This window comes from Leifsonia sp. NPDC056665 (assembly GCF_042791795.1).
GTDB lineage: Bacteria > Actinomycetota > Actinomycetes > Actinomycetales > Microbacteriaceae > Leifsonia.
The window spans coordinates 38,518-53,938 of sequence record NZ_JBHTXK010000008.1 but is presented as its reverse complement, the minus strand read 5'-3'; the positions used below and the strand labels follow the sequence as shown (position 1 = coordinate 53,938).

Here is a 15,421-nt window from a genome sequence, read left to right as displayed (position 1 = left end):
GGCGGTCCGGAGGGGGAGATCAGCGTCGGTCCTTGGGCCCGGCGGCGGCTTTCGCGGCCCGGCTGCGCTGGCGGCCGGTGACGATGATGATGACGATGACCAGAACGAAGGCGATCGGGAAGGCGATGAGGGGGAAGAGGAACACCGCGGGCCACAGTCCCTGGCCCGAGCCCTGCTGCGGCATCCCGCCGAGCGCGGACCCGATCAGGATCGCTGCGATGCACAGCAACGAGACGATCACGAGCGCCGCGGCGATGTAGGAGAGGACACGCTGGAGCCGCGATGCGGGCGGTGGGGTCTGCTGGGTCACGAAATCAAGGATAATTGAGGTTGGTCATTCGATCCCCCATGTGAAGTGAGGTTCCCATGCCAACCGGCAAGGTCAAGTTCTACGACGAAGAGAAGGGCTTCGGCTTCATCGCCACCGATGACGGCCAGGAGGTCTTCCTGCACGCCTCGGCGCTGCCCGCCGGCGCCGTCGTGAAGGCGGGGTCGCGGCTCGAGTTCGGCATCGCCGACGGCAAGCGCGGCGCGCAGGCGCTGTCGGTGCGCGTGCTGGAGGCCCCTCCGAGCCTCGTGAAGATGAAGCGCAAGTCCGCGGACGACATGGCGATCATCGTCGAGGACCTCGTGAAGCTGCTCGACGGCATCGGCGCCAACCTGCGCCGCGGCAAGTACCCCGACAAGGCGCACGGCGCCAAGATCGCGGCAGTGCTGCGCCGCGTTGCGGACGATCTGGATGCCTGAGGACCAGAGCACCGAGGAGCCGACGACGCAGGAGCCGACGTCGGGCGACGAGGCGGTCGAGGTCGAGCTCGAGGAGTCGGTCGAGATCGAGTCGACCGACGCTGAGTCGATCGACGCTGAGCCGACCGACGCGGAGCCGTCTGACGGCGAGGCCGAGGTCTCCCAGCCGGCCGTCGTCGAGCTGAGCGAGGCCGAGGTCGCCGACCTCCTGGCCGCGCTCCCGCTTGCGCGGGCAGGGCTGGCGGAGATCACCCCGGAGAGCACGATCGGCGAGCCCCTCGGGCACGTCGTCGAGCCCACCGGTGCGGTCTCGCTGCAGTTCGCCGCGCTGCTGGCGGGCTACCCGGGCTGGCACTGGACCGTCACGGTCGGGCGCGCCGACGGCGACACCGAGCCGACCGTCCTGGAGGCCGAGCTGATGCCGGGCGAGGACGCCCTCCTCGCGCCCGACTGGGTGCCGTGGTCGGAGCGTCTCGCCGAGTACCAGGCCGCCCAGGAGGCGCTCGCCGCCGAGGCCGAGGCGGCGGGAGCCGAGGGCGACGACGCCGACACGGAGGACGACGCCGACGACTACGAGGACGACGACGAGTACGACGACGAGGACTCCGACGAGTCCGACCTCGACGACGACTCGGACGACGACCGCGACGTCCACGACCTCCACGCCGACGACGACCTCGACGGCGTCGACATCGACTCGGTCGATGTGGCGTTCGACGAGGACACCGACGTTGACACGGAGCTCGACCTCGCGACCGAGGAGGCCGCGGCCCTCGCGGACGACAGCGCCGAGTCCGACGACGCCGAAGCCGACGAGACGGACGCCGACGAGACGGAATCCGACGAGGGCGAGGCCGTCAGCGACTCACCGGCGCCTGCGGACGCGTCTGATGCTGAGGTAGGCGAACCCGAGCAGGCCTAGCGCGATCCCGACGACCACCGTCCAGATCCACCAGCCGCCACCGGCGGCGGCGATCGGGCCGGCGAAGACGAGCGTCGGGATCAGCGCGAGCACCCAGAGCCCGATGCCGACGAGCACCGCCCTGCGGGGGTCCGTCGGCACGGGCACCGGGTCGGGACGGCGCTCGTCGTCGCGCAGCCACAGTCGCACGATCGGTCCGTCCCTTCGTCCTCGGTCTTGCGTCCGGCTCAGCCCAGTCGCTCGACCACGTACTCGACGCAGCCGATCAGCGCGCGCACGTCGTCCGGCTCGATGGCCGTGAACGTCGCGACGCGGAGCTGGTTGCGGCCCAGCTTGCGGTACGGCTCGGTGTCGACGACGCCGTTCGCACGGAGGGTCTTGGCGACCGCCGCCGCGTCGATCCGGTCGTCGAAGTCGATCGTGACGACCACCTGCGAGCGGTGCGCGGGGTCGGCGACGAACGGGGTCGCGTACTCGACACCCTCCGCCCACGTGTAGAGCGCGCTGGAGGACTCCTTGGTGCGCGCGTCAGCCCAGGCGAGGCCGCCGTTGCCGTTCATCCACTCGATCTGGTTCTCGAGCAGCACGAGCGTCGCGACCGCCGGGGTGTTCAGCGTCTGGTTGAGGCGCGAGTTGTCGATCGCGTTCTTGATGCTGAGGAACTCCGGGATGTAGCGGCCGCTCGCCGCGATCCGCTCGACACGCTCGATGGCGGCGGGGGAGAACAGCGCGAGCCAGAGGCCGCCGTCCGAGGCGAAGTTCTTCTGCGGCGCGAAGTAGTAGACGTCCGTCTCGCTCGCGTCGAAGTCGGCGCCGCCCGCCGCGCTGGTCGCGTCGATCACGGTCAGCGCGCCGTCGTCGCCGCGCACGCGCTTCACCGGCGCCATCACGCCGGTGGAGGTCTCGTTGTGCGTCCAGGCGTAGACGTCCACGCCCGCAACGGCCTCCGCCTCGGCCCGGGATCCCGCCGGAGCCTCGATGACGTGCGGGGCCTGCAGCCACGGGGTCGTCGCCGCCTTTGCGAACTTGCCGCCGAACTCGCCGAAGACCAGGTTCTGGCTGCGCTCCTCGATGAGCGAGAACGCCGCGGCGTCCCAGAACGCGCTGGAGCCGCCGTTGCCGAGGACGACCTCGTAGCCGTCCGGGAGGCGGAACAGCTCGCCGAGCCCCGAGCGCACGCGGCCGACCAGGTCCTTCACCGGCGCCTGACGGTGGGACGTGCCGAGCAGCTCCGCGCCGGGGCCGGCCAGGTAGGCGACCTGCTCCGGACGGACCTTGGACGGGCCGCAGCCGAATCGTCCGTCGGCGGGCAGGAGGTCGGTGGGAATGGTCACGTCCGGCATAACTGAAGTGTATTGGCTGTTGAACGGGTGAGGCGGGTCCATGACGGCGTCCTACGCGGGGTGCCGTCACCTCGGCGTCGCCTGCAGCAAGTAGGCTCGTATCCGCAGAATCGCGCGGCCTGCACGGAGGGGTTCATGACCGACCTGATCGACACGACAGAGATGTACCTTCGCACCATCCTGGAGCTGGAGGAGGACAACATCGTCCCGCTGCGCGCGCGCATCTCCGAGCGTCTCGGCCACTCGGGCCCGACCGTCTCCCAGACCGTGGGCCGGATGGAGCGCGACGGCCTCGTCGTCGTCTCCGGCGACCGCCACCTGGAGCTCACCGACGACGGCCGCCGGAAGGCCGTGCACGTCATGCGCAAGCACCGCCTCGCCGAGCGCCTGCTCAGCGACGTGATCGAGCTGGAGTGGGAGTACGTGCACGAGGAGGCGTGCCGCTGGGAGCACGTCATGAGCGAGCAGGTGGAGCGCAAGCTCATCACCATGCTCGGCCACCCCACCGAGTCCCCGTACGGCAACCCCATCCCCGGGCTCGCCGAACTGGGCGCCCCTGATGCTGCCTCCACTGAGAATCTGGTCAACCTCGTCGACGTCGTGCGCGGCCCCGATTCCGAGGTGACTGCCAGGATCCGCCGCCTGGGCGAGCCGGCGCAGGTCGACCCCGAGCTGCTCCTCCAGCTCAAGCAGGCCGGTGTGTTTCCCGGCTCGACCGGCACTTTCGCTGCGGCCGGCTCGTACGTCACCGTGCAGATCGAGGGCTTCGAGGCCGGACTCGAACTCCCGAACGAGCTCGCAGCGCACATCTTCGTCGAGGCCTGATCTCCGTTACCGTTTCGTTAAAAAGTGCACGAAACGAAGTGACAAACGCCGGGTGGTCCCGTAGTCTCTTACGAGTTCGAACGGGCCAGAAGCCGGCCCAATAGGACCCCGACCGGGACGCTCCAACCCCCCTGAAGCCCGTCTCCCAGGCCGGTGAACCGAATGCCGATCGCATCGGACGGGAGCAGCTCCCTAGTGCTGCTGGAGCGCAGGAGGTTGCACTTTGGCACACTCTGGTTCGTCCGATCCTGCCCAGGACCGGACCCCTGAAGACCCGGAAACCACTGCTTCGACGACATCGATGACGTCCGCGCCCGGGTCCCACCTCGTCTCCCGGCGGTCGCTCCGCACGGCGAAGGCGCCCGTCGCAGCGGCTCCCAAGGCTGTCGCGAAGGCACCCGCCCCGGCAACGAAGGAGTCCGCCAAGCCCGTCGCGAAGCGCAAGGGCGGCTGGATCCTCAACGTCGGCGTCATCACCGTCGCGACCGGCATCATCGCGACCATGTCGCTCCCCGCCTTCGCGTTCAATCCCAATGGTGCGGACTCCGCGAGCTTCGGCCCCAGCGCCGCCGACAGCATGAAGAAGGCGCAGGCGCAGTCCGTCGCCGTCGGCCAGGGGGTCACCGCCTCCACCGTCAGCCGCGACGCCGCCACCGCGACCAGCCAGCAGCAGCTCGACTCGGTGAAGGCCGCAGCCGCCGCCACCGCGGCCGCCGAGGCCGCCCGCCAGCGTGCAGCGGTCTCCCTCGCGAACTATGCGAGCTACACGGGCCCGACGGTCTCCGACTTCCTGGCCAACCCGCCCTACCCGAGCTTCAGCCTCGCGCAGGTGTTCTCGGTGGCGAAGCAGTACATCGGCACCCCGTACGTCTACGGCGGCTCCAGCCCGAGCGGCTTCGACTGCTCCGGCTACGTCATGTACGTCTACGCCCAGTTCGGCATCTCCCTCCCGCACTCGGTGTCGGGGGAGGCCGCCCGCGGCACGAAGATCTCGATCGCCGACGCCCAGCCCGGCGACCTGATCGTGATGCCCGGCCACATCGGCTTCTACGCCGGCAACGGGAACATCATGGACGCCCCCGACTCGGGCCGCTCGATTTCCATCCGCCCGATCTGGACCAGCGACTACTACGTCGTCCGGCTCGGTATCTGACAGCCGAACCCGCGGTGAACACTGCGGTCCACGCACCAGCGATGGCGTGCCACGAATAGGTGGCGCGCCATTTCTGCGTTACTCTGATGCCCTGGCGCACTGCCAGGCAGCCGTGCAGATCGGAGCTTCCGATGGCCGAGTCGACCACCGTGCGGTCACCGAGGGTGACCACCGGGGTGGGTTGCGGCCTCAGCGCCGAGCGCGAGCTGCTGCCGCGCCAGCGCGACTTCCTCGCCTGCCGCCACCATTTCGAGGCCTGCCAGCGCCACCACGTGGCCTGCCGCCACCATGCCGCCGTCTTCCAGGGCGCTGTCCGTTCGGACAGTGCCCTTTTTGTTTCCCTGGCACCCGTTCGCCCCGTCCACCCGAAAGGACGCAGATGAAGACACTGGTCCTCAACGCCGGCTACGAGCCCCTCGCGGTCGTCTCCTTCAAACGCGCCATCGTCCTGGTGATGAATCAGAAAGCGACAGTGCTGTCGACCGACGCGGCCCACCCGGTCTGGAGCATCTCGGGCCGCTACGACCGCCCGTCGGTGATCCTGCTGACCCGGTATGTGCGCATCCCGCACGGCCGGCAGGTGCCGGTCTCCCGCCGCGGTGTGCTGCGCCGAGACAGCCACCGCTGCGGCTACTGCGGCAAGACGGCGACGACGATCGACCACGTCCTCCCACGCTCCCGCGGCGGCGCCGACAGCTGGGAGAACTTGGTGGCCTGCTGCCTCCGCTGCAACAACGTCAAAGGCGACCGCACCCCGTCCGAGATGGGCTGGACCCTGAAGCTCACCCCCCGCGCCCCGCACGACAGCTCGTGGGTGGTGCGCGGCGTGGAGGGCGGCCAGGCGGACTGGCAGGACTACCTGGCGGCCTGACGCGACGTCGTTACGCCCTCGGGTAGGCTGGAAGGGCTGGCCTCTGTAGCTCAATGGAAGAGCTGCTCCGTCCTAAGGAGAAGGTTGGGGGTTCGAGTCCCTCCAGGGGCACAATGTGGTGAGTCGGGACATATGTTCCAGATGAGTCGCGACATTGGTTACTCAGAGAGAGCCCGGCCATCGGCCGGGCTCTTTCTGTTGGTTGCGCCAGTAGCTTCGGGTGGGGTCGATGGTGTGGGGGGCACCTCACCGGTGTGTAGGGCGATGACGGTGACGGTTGTGTCGTCGAGCATCGCGAGGATGCGGGTGCCGCGGTGGTTCGCGCCGATGCCGAGGTGGTGCATGCGGCCGTTGCGCACCTCCTCTGAGGCACGGTGCGGACTGGTTGCGGTACCCAGGATCGTTGTTTCGACAGCATCCAAGCCGCCCTCACGGTAACGTGTGAGAAGCCGATGCAGATGCTCGGCAGCGGCAGCGGCCGCGGAAACGGTGAGCTGCTTGGACACGACCTTCAACATGGCGACCCGGTTCTTCGACACGAGAGCGACTGTCGCCTATGACGCGACTCACGTGACACCCATCAACTGTCACCTACGTCGTTAACCCAGACACCTCCAGGGGCACATTTTATGCCGGGAATTCTGATCAGAAACGATTTCCGACGAGCCAGAATCGTGCGTTTGCGATTGGCCCTCAAGATGACTGGCTGGCGCACTAATGTTGTCTTCCCGGCGGTGCAACTCACGTCTATCCCACGAACCGGCTCTCACCGACTGCTTCTCGAGCTACTCGATTACCTGCGGCAGTTCGGCATTCCAAGTTGACCTCGGTGAGCGCGCTCGATACGACGTGCTTCTCTGCCGCGTCGAACGCCTCGGCGAAATGGACCTGCCACTTGTCCCAACTCTGGCAAGGTCCCAGCCGCTAGTGCCACGCCGACCTCATGATCTGGTAGGTCACCCTATCAAAGGAAGCACGAGCGCATCCGGTGCCTCCGGAACTAGACTTGTTACTTCCAATGTCAAAGCATGCGTCGGCATCTCGAACAACAAGCTTCGGCTTCCTTTCCGCCTCTTATGCGTTCTCTCTAGGCAGGAAGCGCATTCGACCATGCCGTGCACTCAAGCTGCAAAGGGATTCCAGATAGGAAGCAGGCAGCGCTCGATCGCCCTTTTGAGCGCTAGAAAATCCACCTTGCGTGAGGATTTGCCTGATCCGCGCTTCCGACTTGGCTGGGTTCCCTGGCCATAACATCGGCGCGCCGTTGCTTGAGCCAGACGCAGCTGACCGCTGCAAGTTCTCCGCGATGAGGGAATCGGCGTAGGCCGAGAAGTCGAGTCGCTCGATCGCCGCTTTGTCGAGCGATTGGACGAGTTGATGTCCTGCTTCAATAATCGAAGCAACTTCCTTGAACCGCGGCGGTTTTCCGTTGTCGGCCTCCTTGATGGCGCTTCGTATGTCCATACCTCGGTGTCTTTCGCGGATGGACTCAGCACGGGCCACAAGTCTCGCGGCAACCTGCCGATCTAGGGAGGAGCTAGCGGCGGAGTGGACCATTCTGTTCCGCCAGTGGATCCCGAGCCGTACCACGTCAAGCTCGACCGTGTCCACAACGCCGAGCTCCTTCGCCACCTCGCGGAGGCGAACCGCGCTCCCCGACAGTTTCGAGATGCGGTCCTTCGATAGGGAATCAAAGAGGTCGGGAAGGTCGAAGAGGGTATTTCGGTATCGGTCTACCATGTCGCTCGTCCAGCTCAGCGAGGTCTTGAGCGCATACTCTCGGCTCCTCGCGGCAGAGCTGCGGGCGTCTCTAGGGCTCCAGGAAGTGGAGAACTCCGGCTTGAGCACCGCGGTGCCATCCGCCACCGCATCCAAACCAACCAGCACCGTGATCAGGAAGTGGTTGTTGTGGCCGGAGTTCGTCTTGAATTCGCGGCGCCCTCGCGTGGCGCTCAAAGTAAGCGGTGAGTCAAACACGTACGCCGGCTCGGTTCGAACGAGCATCTCCTGCTTTAAAGACCCACTGTCGGGGTGATGAAGGCAGGCGCCTTACCGATTAGACCATCGGCGCAGCATGAGGGTACCGTCCGCTCGTTCTCTCCAAGCGGCAGTCGCCCCGCAAGCCGAAACTTGTTTTGGAATCAGTTCAATTCGTAAGATCTCCGAGTGAATTCCTCGACCTGATCCCACCTTGTGTCGTCGCTAACGCGCAGCTCGAGGTCGCCCGTGCCGAAGTGTCCGATCTTAGAAACGTCGCGACTAAATGAGTCTTCGAGCTGAACGGAGTGAGGGTCCAATTTCAGATAGATGAGCAGGTTGCCCGAGGACGGATGTACCTCCACGCAAGCGAAGTTCTTCAGCCGGCGGAAGGCGAAATAGAGTGATCGCTCGTTCTTTACGACATCGTCGCCGAGCGACAGCGCGAACTGCTCGAATCGCTTGTAAAGAGCCGAAAGCGCAGTATCCGCCTGCGCGAGGAGGTGGGCGACTCCCTTTGACCTCGTGCGCCCAGGCTGAATCGTAGATGTGCTTCGTATGGGTCCTGCTAGCCGACCGGGGGCCGCGTCGGCACTCACTGACGTGACAAGCTCGATCGCGAGCAGCCCTGACCCAAAGTCCCGGTATCGGACGAGCTCTACATTTCGGTTAATCTGACGCACCGCGTGTTCGTCGTACCGGGTGAAGTCGTTCGCGACACAGATCAGTCGCGGCGCTGACCAATCGATGGCTTCTGCGACGTTTGCGCCGAGTATCTTCAGCACCAGGAGTTGAAACTCTGCACGATGGTCCATCAACCAGTCCAGATAGAAGAGCCCTTGGTTGATGACGTTCTCGTTGGTCGTACGCTTGTACTCGAATGACCGGTGAGCCGTTTTCGTCGAGACCAAGGGAATCGATTCGCCCTCGATGGACTTTGCCGGTTGAGTACTCGGTCGCAAGGAATCGGACGGCGAACATCGTCGACATGTTCTGCTCGATTACGACCTGTAGGTCGCGTTCGAGCGCCACCGTCCCGGAGGCGAGTTCCACAGCCTTCCCTGCATCAAGCCGGAAGAGTTTTAGATCACTCACGAGGCTCGGTCAACTTCCGTGGCAGCTTCGCGCAGCTTTTCATAGAGGCCGGCGCGCAGCAGTATCCTCGCTAGCTGGTTGAGATCTTCGAGCTGAAGGACGGCGTTGCTGGCTCGTTCGAGGCCTTCCCCAGCGGTGTAGCGGATTTCGTCGAGTTGGGCCGGGATCGTCGGTGAGCTGGCGAAGTCGGCTTCGGTGTTCGACATTGCCTGGGCTTGTAGTCGAGGGTTGTTCACGGTGTGGCGGAAGAAGGACTCGAAGGCGGTCACCTGGTCTTCCTCCGCAAGCCCGGACCCGCTGAAGAGTTCGTTTATCTGGGAGATGATCTCGCTCAGCCACCCGTACTTCGTTTCCCGTGCCTGACCGGAACCGGCGCTGGCGAGCCCAGTCAATTCCCCAGCTTGTCCGGACCTGAGGTTCAGGCTGCGGGCGTCTTGGCGGCGGAGTCGGTAGTGGGTCAGCACGACGTCGTCAAGGTTGAGAACGCGGGCGTCGTCGGTGTCGTTCTCGATGACATTTCGGTAGACGCGGAGGAAGATCGCCCATTTTTCGACCCGGGTGTCGCCGTAGTTGATGATCTGAGAAAGGAAGTCGTACGCGCGCACGAACGCGTTGACGGTGCCGCGAAAGTCTTGCAACCGGGCGAGTTCGAGATCATCGTCCGCCTCTTCGGCGGCGCGCCACCGGTCCCAGAACACGTCGCGGGAGGCCTTCACGCGCGAGTAGAGGGTGTTGTGGCTGTTCTTGGTCAGCCATGCTTCGACGACTTGATCGACGTCGTGCTCGTCGATGATGTGCATGCCTTCGAGCTTGCCCAGCATGTCGTGGATAACGTCCGGGTCGGACGGGGTCTCGAGTTGCGCGTCCTCGTAGTACACCTGAAACGCTTCCAGGATGTCGGCAGGGTCGTTGACGAAGTCAACGATGTACGTGTTCTCCTTGCCCGGGATCACCCTGTTCAAACGGGAGAGCGTCTGCACTGCCGTGATGCCCGAGAGTTTCTTGTCGACGTACATGCCGACCAGCAATGGTTGGTCAAAGCCGGTCTGGAATTTATTCGCGACAATCATGACCTGGTACGTGTCGCCTGCGAATGCCTTTTCCAACGATCGGCCGAACAGACCCGGATTCAAGTTGGTTTCGGTGAACTCCTCCGGTCCAGAGTCTGGATCCAGCACGCTACCGGAGAACGCCACCAGGGTGCCAAGATTCTCGGCAAGCTCGTGCTCGGCCAGGTATTCGTCGATGGCCAGCTTGTACCGCACCGCTTCCTTCCGTGAGGCGGTGACCACCATCGCCTTCGCTCGGCCGCCGAGCTCGGATTGCACGTTCGCGCGGAAGTGCTCAACGATGACTGCGACCTTCTGCGCGATGTTGTACGGGTGCAACCGCACCCAACGCATCAGCTCACTATTCGCCTTCTGCTTGTCCACTTCCACATCGCCGCTCTCGGTCTTCGCGTGCGCGACGTTGAAGGCGAGGTCGTACGGCATGTAGTTCTTCAGCACGTCGAGGATGAAGCCTTCTTCGATCGCCTGCTTCATCGAATACAGGTCGAACGGGCCGGGCTGCCCGGTCGAAGGATCGGGGCGACCGAACAGCTCGAGCGTCTTGCCCTTCGGGGTGGCAGTAAACGCAAGGAACGAGATCGTGCCAACACCGACCTTGCGTGCCATCAGGTCCGTCAGGACATCCTCGGCGTCGACCTCGCCGTCATCGGACTCCGTGGCGCCGGCAGTCAGCAACTGCTTGAGCGATGCGGCCGCCTCTCCCGACTGGGACGAGTGCGCTTCGTCGGCAATGACCGCGTACTTCTTGCCGCTCAGGGTCTCGTTGCCGGCGATCGCGTCGAGCGAGTGCGGGAAGGTCTGCAACGTCACGCCGATGATCTGCTTGCTCGCAACTAGCGCCTCCGTGAGCTGCTTGGACTTGGACGCGTCGCCGCCGTTGGTGATCGGCTGGAACACACCGGGCGCCGTTTCGAGCTGCTCCACCGCACGACGCAACTGACCGTCCAGCACCTGGCGGTCGGAGACGACGATCACCCCGTCGAAGACCTTCGAGCCGTCCTCGCGATGCAGCGATGCCATCCGGTGCGCAGCCCACGCGATCGAGTCCGTCTTGCCCGACCCGGCGGAGTGCTGGATCAGGTAGTTGTGGCCTGGGCCTTCAGCGCGGGCAGCCATCTCGAGTTTGGTGACAGCGCGCCACTGGTGATACCTGGGGAACCGCAGCGACCTCGCGTAACTGATAGCGCCAGTAATCGGGTCCTGACGCTCCTCGAACCGGTAATGCACGAAGCGGCCAAGGATGTCCAACCAGGTGTCCCGCTGGAGGGTCACCTCCCAGAAGTACGCGGTCGGACTTGTGCCGGGGATCGGGGGGTTACCGGCGCCGTTGTTGCGCCCGCGGTTGAAAGGCAGGAAGAAGGTATTCGCTCCGTCGAGCTTGGTTGTCATATAGACGAGCTCGTTCGACACCACGAAATGCACGAGCGCGCCGCGACCGAACTCCAGCAACGGCTCGCCTGTGGGATGCCGATCCTGTGCATATTGCTTGAGCGCCGCCTTCGCGTTCTGCGTCAGATCCGTCTTCAACTCCACCGTCGCCACGGGGATGCCATTAAGGAACAACACAAGGTCCAGACGATTCCCGTTGCGACTCGAATACTCGACCTGCCGCATCACCCGTAACCGGTTCGCACCATAGCGGGCCTGCGTCGCCTCGTTGAACAATGTGGCCGGACTGCCCTGGAACAGGTTGAACTTCGCAGGTGTCACCGCCACCGACCGCTTGAGGATGTTAAGGGTTCCGCCAGAGTTCATCGGGTCCGTCGACGCAACTTTCGCCACTCGGTCGAGCAGACGTTCGACCGATTGGGAGCGTTGTGAGCCCGACGCATCGGGCTTCACGACCTTTGCGAACTCCTCGGGCTGCGTCTCGCTCAGCCAGTCGAGAAGGTCGGCAGGGAAGATAGCGCGCTGACGGTCATAGCCGTCGTCGTTTGGCGAGTAGAGCCAACCGTGCGCTGCCAGATGCTCGCAAAGCTCCGCCTCAAACGCATCTTCGTGCTGAACTCCCATTGGTTGCGCTCCCCTCGAGTACGTCAATCTTTCCGGTGACCGCGGCGGATATGAGGGCCGCCCTTCGCTCGCGTAACAACGCAATTGCCTCTCGCGCATCTGCGACCGATGCATCGATCTCGGCCGTTGCTGTGTCGAGGTACGCCGCAATGTCCTCTTGTTCTGTTATCGGAGGAATGCCAATTCGCTCATCGAAGTAGCTGCCTTGGTCAAGGTTTTGTATTCCAGTCGACTGTTTGATCGAACGCTGCGTGAGTCGCGCGGCGTAGAAGAATCTGTGAACGTAAGACCAGTATTTTGGGTGTTGCCCGGACCCCAGAACGATGCGAGCCACGAAATTGGAACAGATGGCTGGAGCGGACTTGTCGTAGAGGACGACGAATCCGACAGGCGACTTTTCGCCGCCGCCGGACTTTTCCAGCAACAAGTCGCCTTCGTGAAGAATCCTGCCCACGCGCTCACTCGGCAGCACGGACCTGTATGTAACGTTGTCGTCGCGGACTCGTTGAGACGGACGATCGAAATCGGCCACTCGCACGCACCGAATGTCGAATGCAGTGCCGGGCTCGCCTCCCCACACCCCGTTTCTGCTTGAGCGAACAGCATCGCGGAGGCGTCCCAGCCGCCAATGAGCGGGCATCTGCGGAAGCCACGCGATGCCGGTTTGCTTCAATAGCGCGTCTCGGTCGAGGCCTCTGGTCACGGCGCTGCTAATAGTCGCGTCGCGGCGCTCACTTAGAACGCGGATCAGTTCTTCTTGGTCCTCAATGAACGCGTCGATCTCGGCCGTCTCGCGGTCGAGAAAATCCGCGATCGCTCTTTGCTCCGCGATCGGGGGAAGGGGTAGTCCAACGGACTTGATGTGCTGAAGGTTCAACCCGTCCCGCAGATCACCGCCGGCGAGATTGCGAATAGAAGCGTAGTTCGCTGCGAGCCAGTACTGGACAAAACGATATTCGACAGCTGATGTGGGGACGACCGCTGCCAGGGACTGGTTGAGGGTCGTCTCCAATTCGACGCGGGCCGCCATGCCCTTGGTTCGTCCCTGTCCGGCGAGAGCCATAACAATTGAACGAGGCGGAACCCACCGAGTGCTGCTGCCCGCCAAAGCGAGTGGGGTAATGAGCTCAGAGGGCTCGGTAATAACCCAGTCGTTCACGGATCCTGAATTGAGCCACGGGATAGTGCCACCTTCCCAATAGGTAGGGTTTCCGCGGTCTGGAGTGCCGCCAGCATAAACAGTCGCGATTCGGCCGATCGTCGATTCGCTCCAGTGTTCTGGGAGTTCAGGCGCCCAAGCTAGCTTGCTCGTACGGAGCCGTCCATACGGTTGCAACCCTGTCATGCGCGAACGTTTTCCAGACGACTGCGGATTCGACCCAAGACAGCCTCCAGGTCCGCATCGATTTCAGCAAGCGGGCGCGGTGAAACGTATTCATAGAAGTGGCGGGTGAATGGGATTTCCGCGCCCTCCTTCGTCTTCGAGCTGTCAATCCAAGCGTCTGGGGCGAACGGGCGAACTTCCCGGTCGAAGTACTCGTATGCGTCCTCACCCCACGGAACGTTCTCGGTATCACGCAACATGCTGTCGGACTCGGGTCGACCCTTGAGGTCGGCGCAGACGTCTGCTGTTTCGTCTTGCGCGCTCAATGCGGAGAGGAGAGCCTTTTGTACGGGCGCTCCGAAGAGGAGGTCGGCGGCGGCGAACGCTCGTTTGAGTTCCGCTTGGAACTCGAGGCGGTTCTTCCAAACCCGAGTCTCACCGATGCTTTCGAGGGCGAGGCGGAGGTGCTCCTTTTCGATGTCGCTAAGTTTGCTGACTGCCTTCTCCTCAAACACGGCGGCGACGCGGTCCGCGGTGACGGCGAAGTTCTGTCGAAGTGGCCGCTCGACGGTGATCGTCCGGTAAAGGAAGGCTTCCCGATCGAAGATCTTCGAACCCTGTGCTTCGGTGAAATTCCCGTAGAGGCGGACGATGCCTTCGATGTCGGCGCGGCTGAGTTCGTTGCGTTTCGAGCCGAGGCCCTTACGCATCTTTTGAGACATCTTGCTTGCGTCAATCAGCTGCACTTTGCCGGCCCGGGCCGGGTGCTTGTCGGTGGTGAGGACCCAGATGTAGGTGGCGATGCCGGTGTTGTAGAACATGTCGGATGGAAGAGCGATGATCGCTTCGAGGTAGTCGCGCTCGAGGATCCACTTGCGGATATTTGACTCACCAGAACCAGCGCCCCCGGTGAAGAGTGGGCTGCCGTTGAGAACAATTGCTGCGCGTCCGCCCGCAGAGTCGGCGCTCTTTGGCCGCATTTTGGAGATCAGGTGCAGCAGAAACAGCATTGATCCGTCGGACACGCGCGGCAGCCCTGGGCCGAAGCGCCCGGCGAACCCGCGCAGGTTGTGTTCCTCAGTGACGTGCTTTTGCTGCTTCTTCCAGTCCACACCGAACGGGGGATTGGAGAGGCAGTAGTTGAATGTCGCGCCCTGGTGTCCGTCGTTGAGGAGGGTGTCGCCGAAGACGATCGCGTCCACCGACTGGCCTTTCACGGTCATATCGGCCTTGCAGATGGCGTACGACTGTGGATTGATTTCCTGCCCGGCCAGAGTGAGTGTCGCGGTTGGGTTCATCGCTCGAATGTGATCTTCCGCCACCGACAACATGCCCCCGGTGCCGGCGGTGGGGTCGTAGATGGAGCGGACGACGTTCGGCTTCGACAATGCATCGGCGTCGGGGGCGAGGAGGATGTCGACCATCAGTTCGATCACGTCACGCGGGGTGAAGTGTTCACCGGCGGTTTCGTTCGAGGCTTCCGCGAACTTGCGGATCAGCTCTTCGAAGATGTGCCCCATCTCTTCGTTGGGTACAGCTTGGGGGGATAGGTCCACCTCGGCGAAGCGCTGGGCCACCAGGAACAGCAGCCCGGCGTCGGCGAGCTCGGCGAACCGGTCGCTGATCTTGTACTTGTCGAAGATGTCTTTGACGTTCTCAGAGAACCCGCCGACATAATCGAGCAGGTTATCGGTGATGTTCTCCGGGTCGCCAAGGACCGACCGAAGGTCGTAGCGGGAGGTATTGAAGAACGAGTAGTGGTGTCCCGCACGGGCCTTCAGCAGGGCCGGACGAACAGGGACGTCCTTCGCACGTGCGTCATCGACCACTTCCAGTACCTGCGATTTGTTCGGCGCGAGGACCGCATCCAGTCGGCGTAGCACTGTGAACGGCAGGATGATGTCCCCGTACTGGTGTGCTTTGAAGCTACCTCGCAGAAGATCCGCGATTGACCAGATGAACGTTGCGTGGTTGTTGCTCAAGCTCGGGAAGCCTTCCAGTAAGTTGCCTTGCCTCCCTAGTTTGGCAACGCTCCAGTAGACACGGTATCGCCCCTTCGGGGCTGGCAGCCCGTTGGGATG

15 protein-coding genes and 2 tRNA genes are annotated in these 15,421 nt (G+C 63.7%); 7 read left to right on the top strand and 10 right to left on the bottom strand.

Features of this window, described 5'->3' with window-relative positions; translation table 11 throughout:
• Positions 1-19: 19 nt before the first annotated feature.
• Positions 20-310, bottom strand: coding sequence for a hypothetical protein (locus ACFQ9V_RS09990; protein WP_382459012.1), 291 nt, complete (start codon positions 308-310; stop codon positions 20-22).
• Between the two features lie 56 nt (positions 311-366).
• Here ACFQ9V_RS09990 and ACFQ9V_RS09985 point away from each other — a divergent pair, with 56 nt between their 5' ends.
• Positions 367-747, top strand: a complete 381-nt coding sequence (locus ACFQ9V_RS09985) for a cold-shock protein (protein ID WP_185276707.1) — start codon at positions 367-369, stop codon at positions 745-747.
• The gene (locus ACFQ9V_RS09980; RefSeq protein ID WP_382459011.1) at positions 740-1,669 is read left to right on the top strand and encodes a DUF3027 domain-containing protein; all 930 of its coding nucleotides are present in this window, start codon (positions 740-742) and stop codon (positions 1,667-1,669) included. Before ACFQ9V_RS09985 ends, ACFQ9V_RS09980 begins: the two co-directional genes overlap by 8 nt.
• Here the strand turns inward: ACFQ9V_RS09980 and ACFQ9V_RS09975 are convergent.
• Positions 1,613-1,858: a DUF2530 domain-containing protein gene (locus ACFQ9V_RS09975; protein WP_382459010.1), complete on the bottom strand. Its 246-nt coding sequence runs from the start codon at positions 1,856-1,858 to the stop codon at positions 1,613-1,615. The genes ACFQ9V_RS09980 and ACFQ9V_RS09975 overlap by 57 nt on opposite strands.
• A 38-nt stretch (positions 1,859-1,896) precedes the next feature.
• Positions 1,897-3,012 carry a phosphoserine transaminase gene (gene serC / locus ACFQ9V_RS09970; protein WP_382459009.1) on the bottom strand — a complete coding sequence of 372 codons (1,116 nt, stop codon included), beginning with the start codon at positions 3,010-3,012 and terminating at the stop codon, positions 1,897-1,899.
• Positions 3,013-3,147: 135 nt separating this feature from the next.
• On the opposite strand from serC, the gene ACFQ9V_RS09965 reads away from it, so the two are divergent.
• The 5 genes from ACFQ9V_RS09965 (at position 3,148) to ACFQ9V_RS09945 (ending at position 5,972) form a co-directional block, all read left to right on the top strand.
• On the top strand, positions 3,148-3,837 hold the full coding sequence (locus ACFQ9V_RS09965) for a metal-dependent transcriptional regulator (RefSeq protein WP_370054398.1): 690 nt from the start codon (positions 3,148-3,150) through the stop codon (positions 3,835-3,837).
• Positions 3,838-4,138: 301 nt separating this feature from the next.
• A complete protein-coding gene (locus ACFQ9V_RS09960; RefSeq protein WP_382459008.1) occupies positions 4,139-4,990 on the top strand; it encodes a C40 family peptidase in 852 nt (283 codons plus the stop codon).
• Positions 4,991-5,121: 131 nt separating this feature from the next.
• Positions 5,122-5,373 (top strand): hypothetical protein, encoded by a 252-nt coding sequence (locus ACFQ9V_RS09955; protein WP_382459007.1) that lies wholly within the window; start codon positions 5,122-5,124, stop codon positions 5,371-5,373.
• Positions 5,370-5,861, top strand: a complete 492-nt coding sequence (locus tag ACFQ9V_RS09950; RefSeq protein ID WP_382459006.1) for an HNH endonuclease — start codon at positions 5,370-5,372, stop codon at positions 5,859-5,861. Before ACFQ9V_RS09955 ends, ACFQ9V_RS09950 begins: the two co-directional genes overlap by 4 nt.
• A gap of 39 nt (positions 5,862-5,900) precedes the next feature.
• Positions 5,901-5,972 (top strand) — tRNA-Arg (locus ACFQ9V_RS09945).
• A gap of 47 nt (positions 5,973-6,019) precedes the next feature.
• On the opposite strand, the gene ACFQ9V_RS09940 is transcribed toward ACFQ9V_RS09945, so the two are convergent.
• From ACFQ9V_RS09940 to ACFQ9V_RS09910, 7 genes are all read right to left on the bottom strand, one after another.
• On the bottom strand, positions 6,020-6,400 hold the full coding sequence (locus ACFQ9V_RS09940; RefSeq protein ID WP_382459005.1) for a hypothetical protein: 381 nt from the start codon (positions 6,398-6,400) through the stop codon (positions 6,020-6,022).
• Positions 6,401-6,935: 535 nt separating this feature from the next.
• A complete protein-coding gene (locus ACFQ9V_RS09935; protein ID WP_382459004.1) occupies positions 6,936-7,865 on the bottom strand; it encodes a hypothetical protein in 930 nt (309 codons plus the stop codon).
• Positions 7,840-7,932 (bottom strand) — tRNA-OTHER (locus tag ACFQ9V_RS09930). Before ACFQ9V_RS09930 ends, ACFQ9V_RS09935 begins: the two co-directional genes overlap by 26 nt.
• Positions 7,933-8,002: 70 nt before the next feature.
• Complete coding sequence (locus ACFQ9V_RS09925) at positions 8,003-8,749, bottom strand: DUF5655 domain-containing protein (RefSeq protein ID WP_382459003.1); 747 nt, start codon at positions 8,747-8,749, stop codon at positions 8,003-8,005.
• A gap of 180 nt (positions 8,750-8,929) precedes the next feature.
• Positions 8,930-12,016, bottom strand: coding sequence for a type I restriction endonuclease subunit R (locus ACFQ9V_RS09920; RefSeq protein WP_382459002.1), 3,087 nt, complete (start codon positions 12,014-12,016; stop codon positions 8,930-8,932).
• Entirely contained in the window at positions 11,988-13,361 is a 1,374-nt protein-coding gene (locus ACFQ9V_RS09915) for a restriction endonuclease subunit S (protein ID WP_382459001.1), read from the bottom strand. Before ACFQ9V_RS09915 ends, ACFQ9V_RS09920 begins: the two co-directional genes overlap by 29 nt.
• Positions 13,358-15,322 (bottom strand): N-6 DNA methylase, encoded by a 1,965-nt coding sequence (locus ACFQ9V_RS09910; RefSeq protein ID WP_382459000.1) that lies wholly within the window; start codon positions 15,320-15,322, stop codon positions 13,358-13,360. The genes ACFQ9V_RS09915 and ACFQ9V_RS09910 overlap by 4 nt, the downstream gene beginning before the upstream one ends.
• Positions 15,323-15,421: the final 99 nt, after the last annotated feature.

Excerpts from the sequence above, each read along its gene's own strand:
- ACFQ9V_RS09985 (WP_185276707.1), top strand. The coding sequence starts at position 367 with ATGCCAACCGGCAAGGTCAAGTTCTACGACGAAGAGAAGGGCTTCGGC.
- ACFQ9V_RS09980 (WP_382459011.1), top strand. The coding sequence starts at position 740 with ATGCCTGAGGACCAGAGCACCGAGGAGCCGACGACGCAGGAGCCGACG.
- serC (WP_382459009.1), bottom strand. The coding sequence starts at position 3,012 with ATGCCGGACGTGACCATTCCCACCGACCTCCTGCCCGCCGACGGACGA.
- ACFQ9V_RS09965 (WP_370054398.1), top strand. The coding sequence starts at position 3,148 with ATGACCGACCTGATCGACACGACAGAGATGTACCTTCGCACCATCCTG.
- ACFQ9V_RS09960 (WP_382459008.1), top strand. The coding sequence starts at position 4,139 with ATGACGTCCGCGCCCGGGTCCCACCTCGTCTCCCGGCGGTCGCTCCGC.
- ACFQ9V_RS09955 (WP_382459007.1), top strand. The coding sequence starts at position 5,122 with ATGGCCGAGTCGACCACCGTGCGGTCACCGAGGGTGACCACCGGGGTG.
- ACFQ9V_RS09950 (WP_382459006.1), top strand. The coding sequence starts at position 5,370 with ATGAAGACACTGGTCCTCAACGCCGGCTACGAGCCCCTCGCGGTCGTC.
- ACFQ9V_RS09935 (WP_382459004.1), bottom strand. The coding sequence starts at position 7,865 with ATGCTCGTTCGAACCGAGCCGGCGTACGTGTTTGACTCACCGCTTACT.
- ACFQ9V_RS09920 (WP_382459002.1), bottom strand. The coding sequence starts at position 12,016 with ATGGGAGTTCAGCACGAAGATGCGTTTGAGGCGGAGCTTTGCGAGCAT.
- ACFQ9V_RS09915 (WP_382459001.1), bottom strand. The coding sequence starts at position 13,361 with ATGACAGGGTTGCAACCGTATGGACGGCTCCGTACGAGCAAGCTAGCT.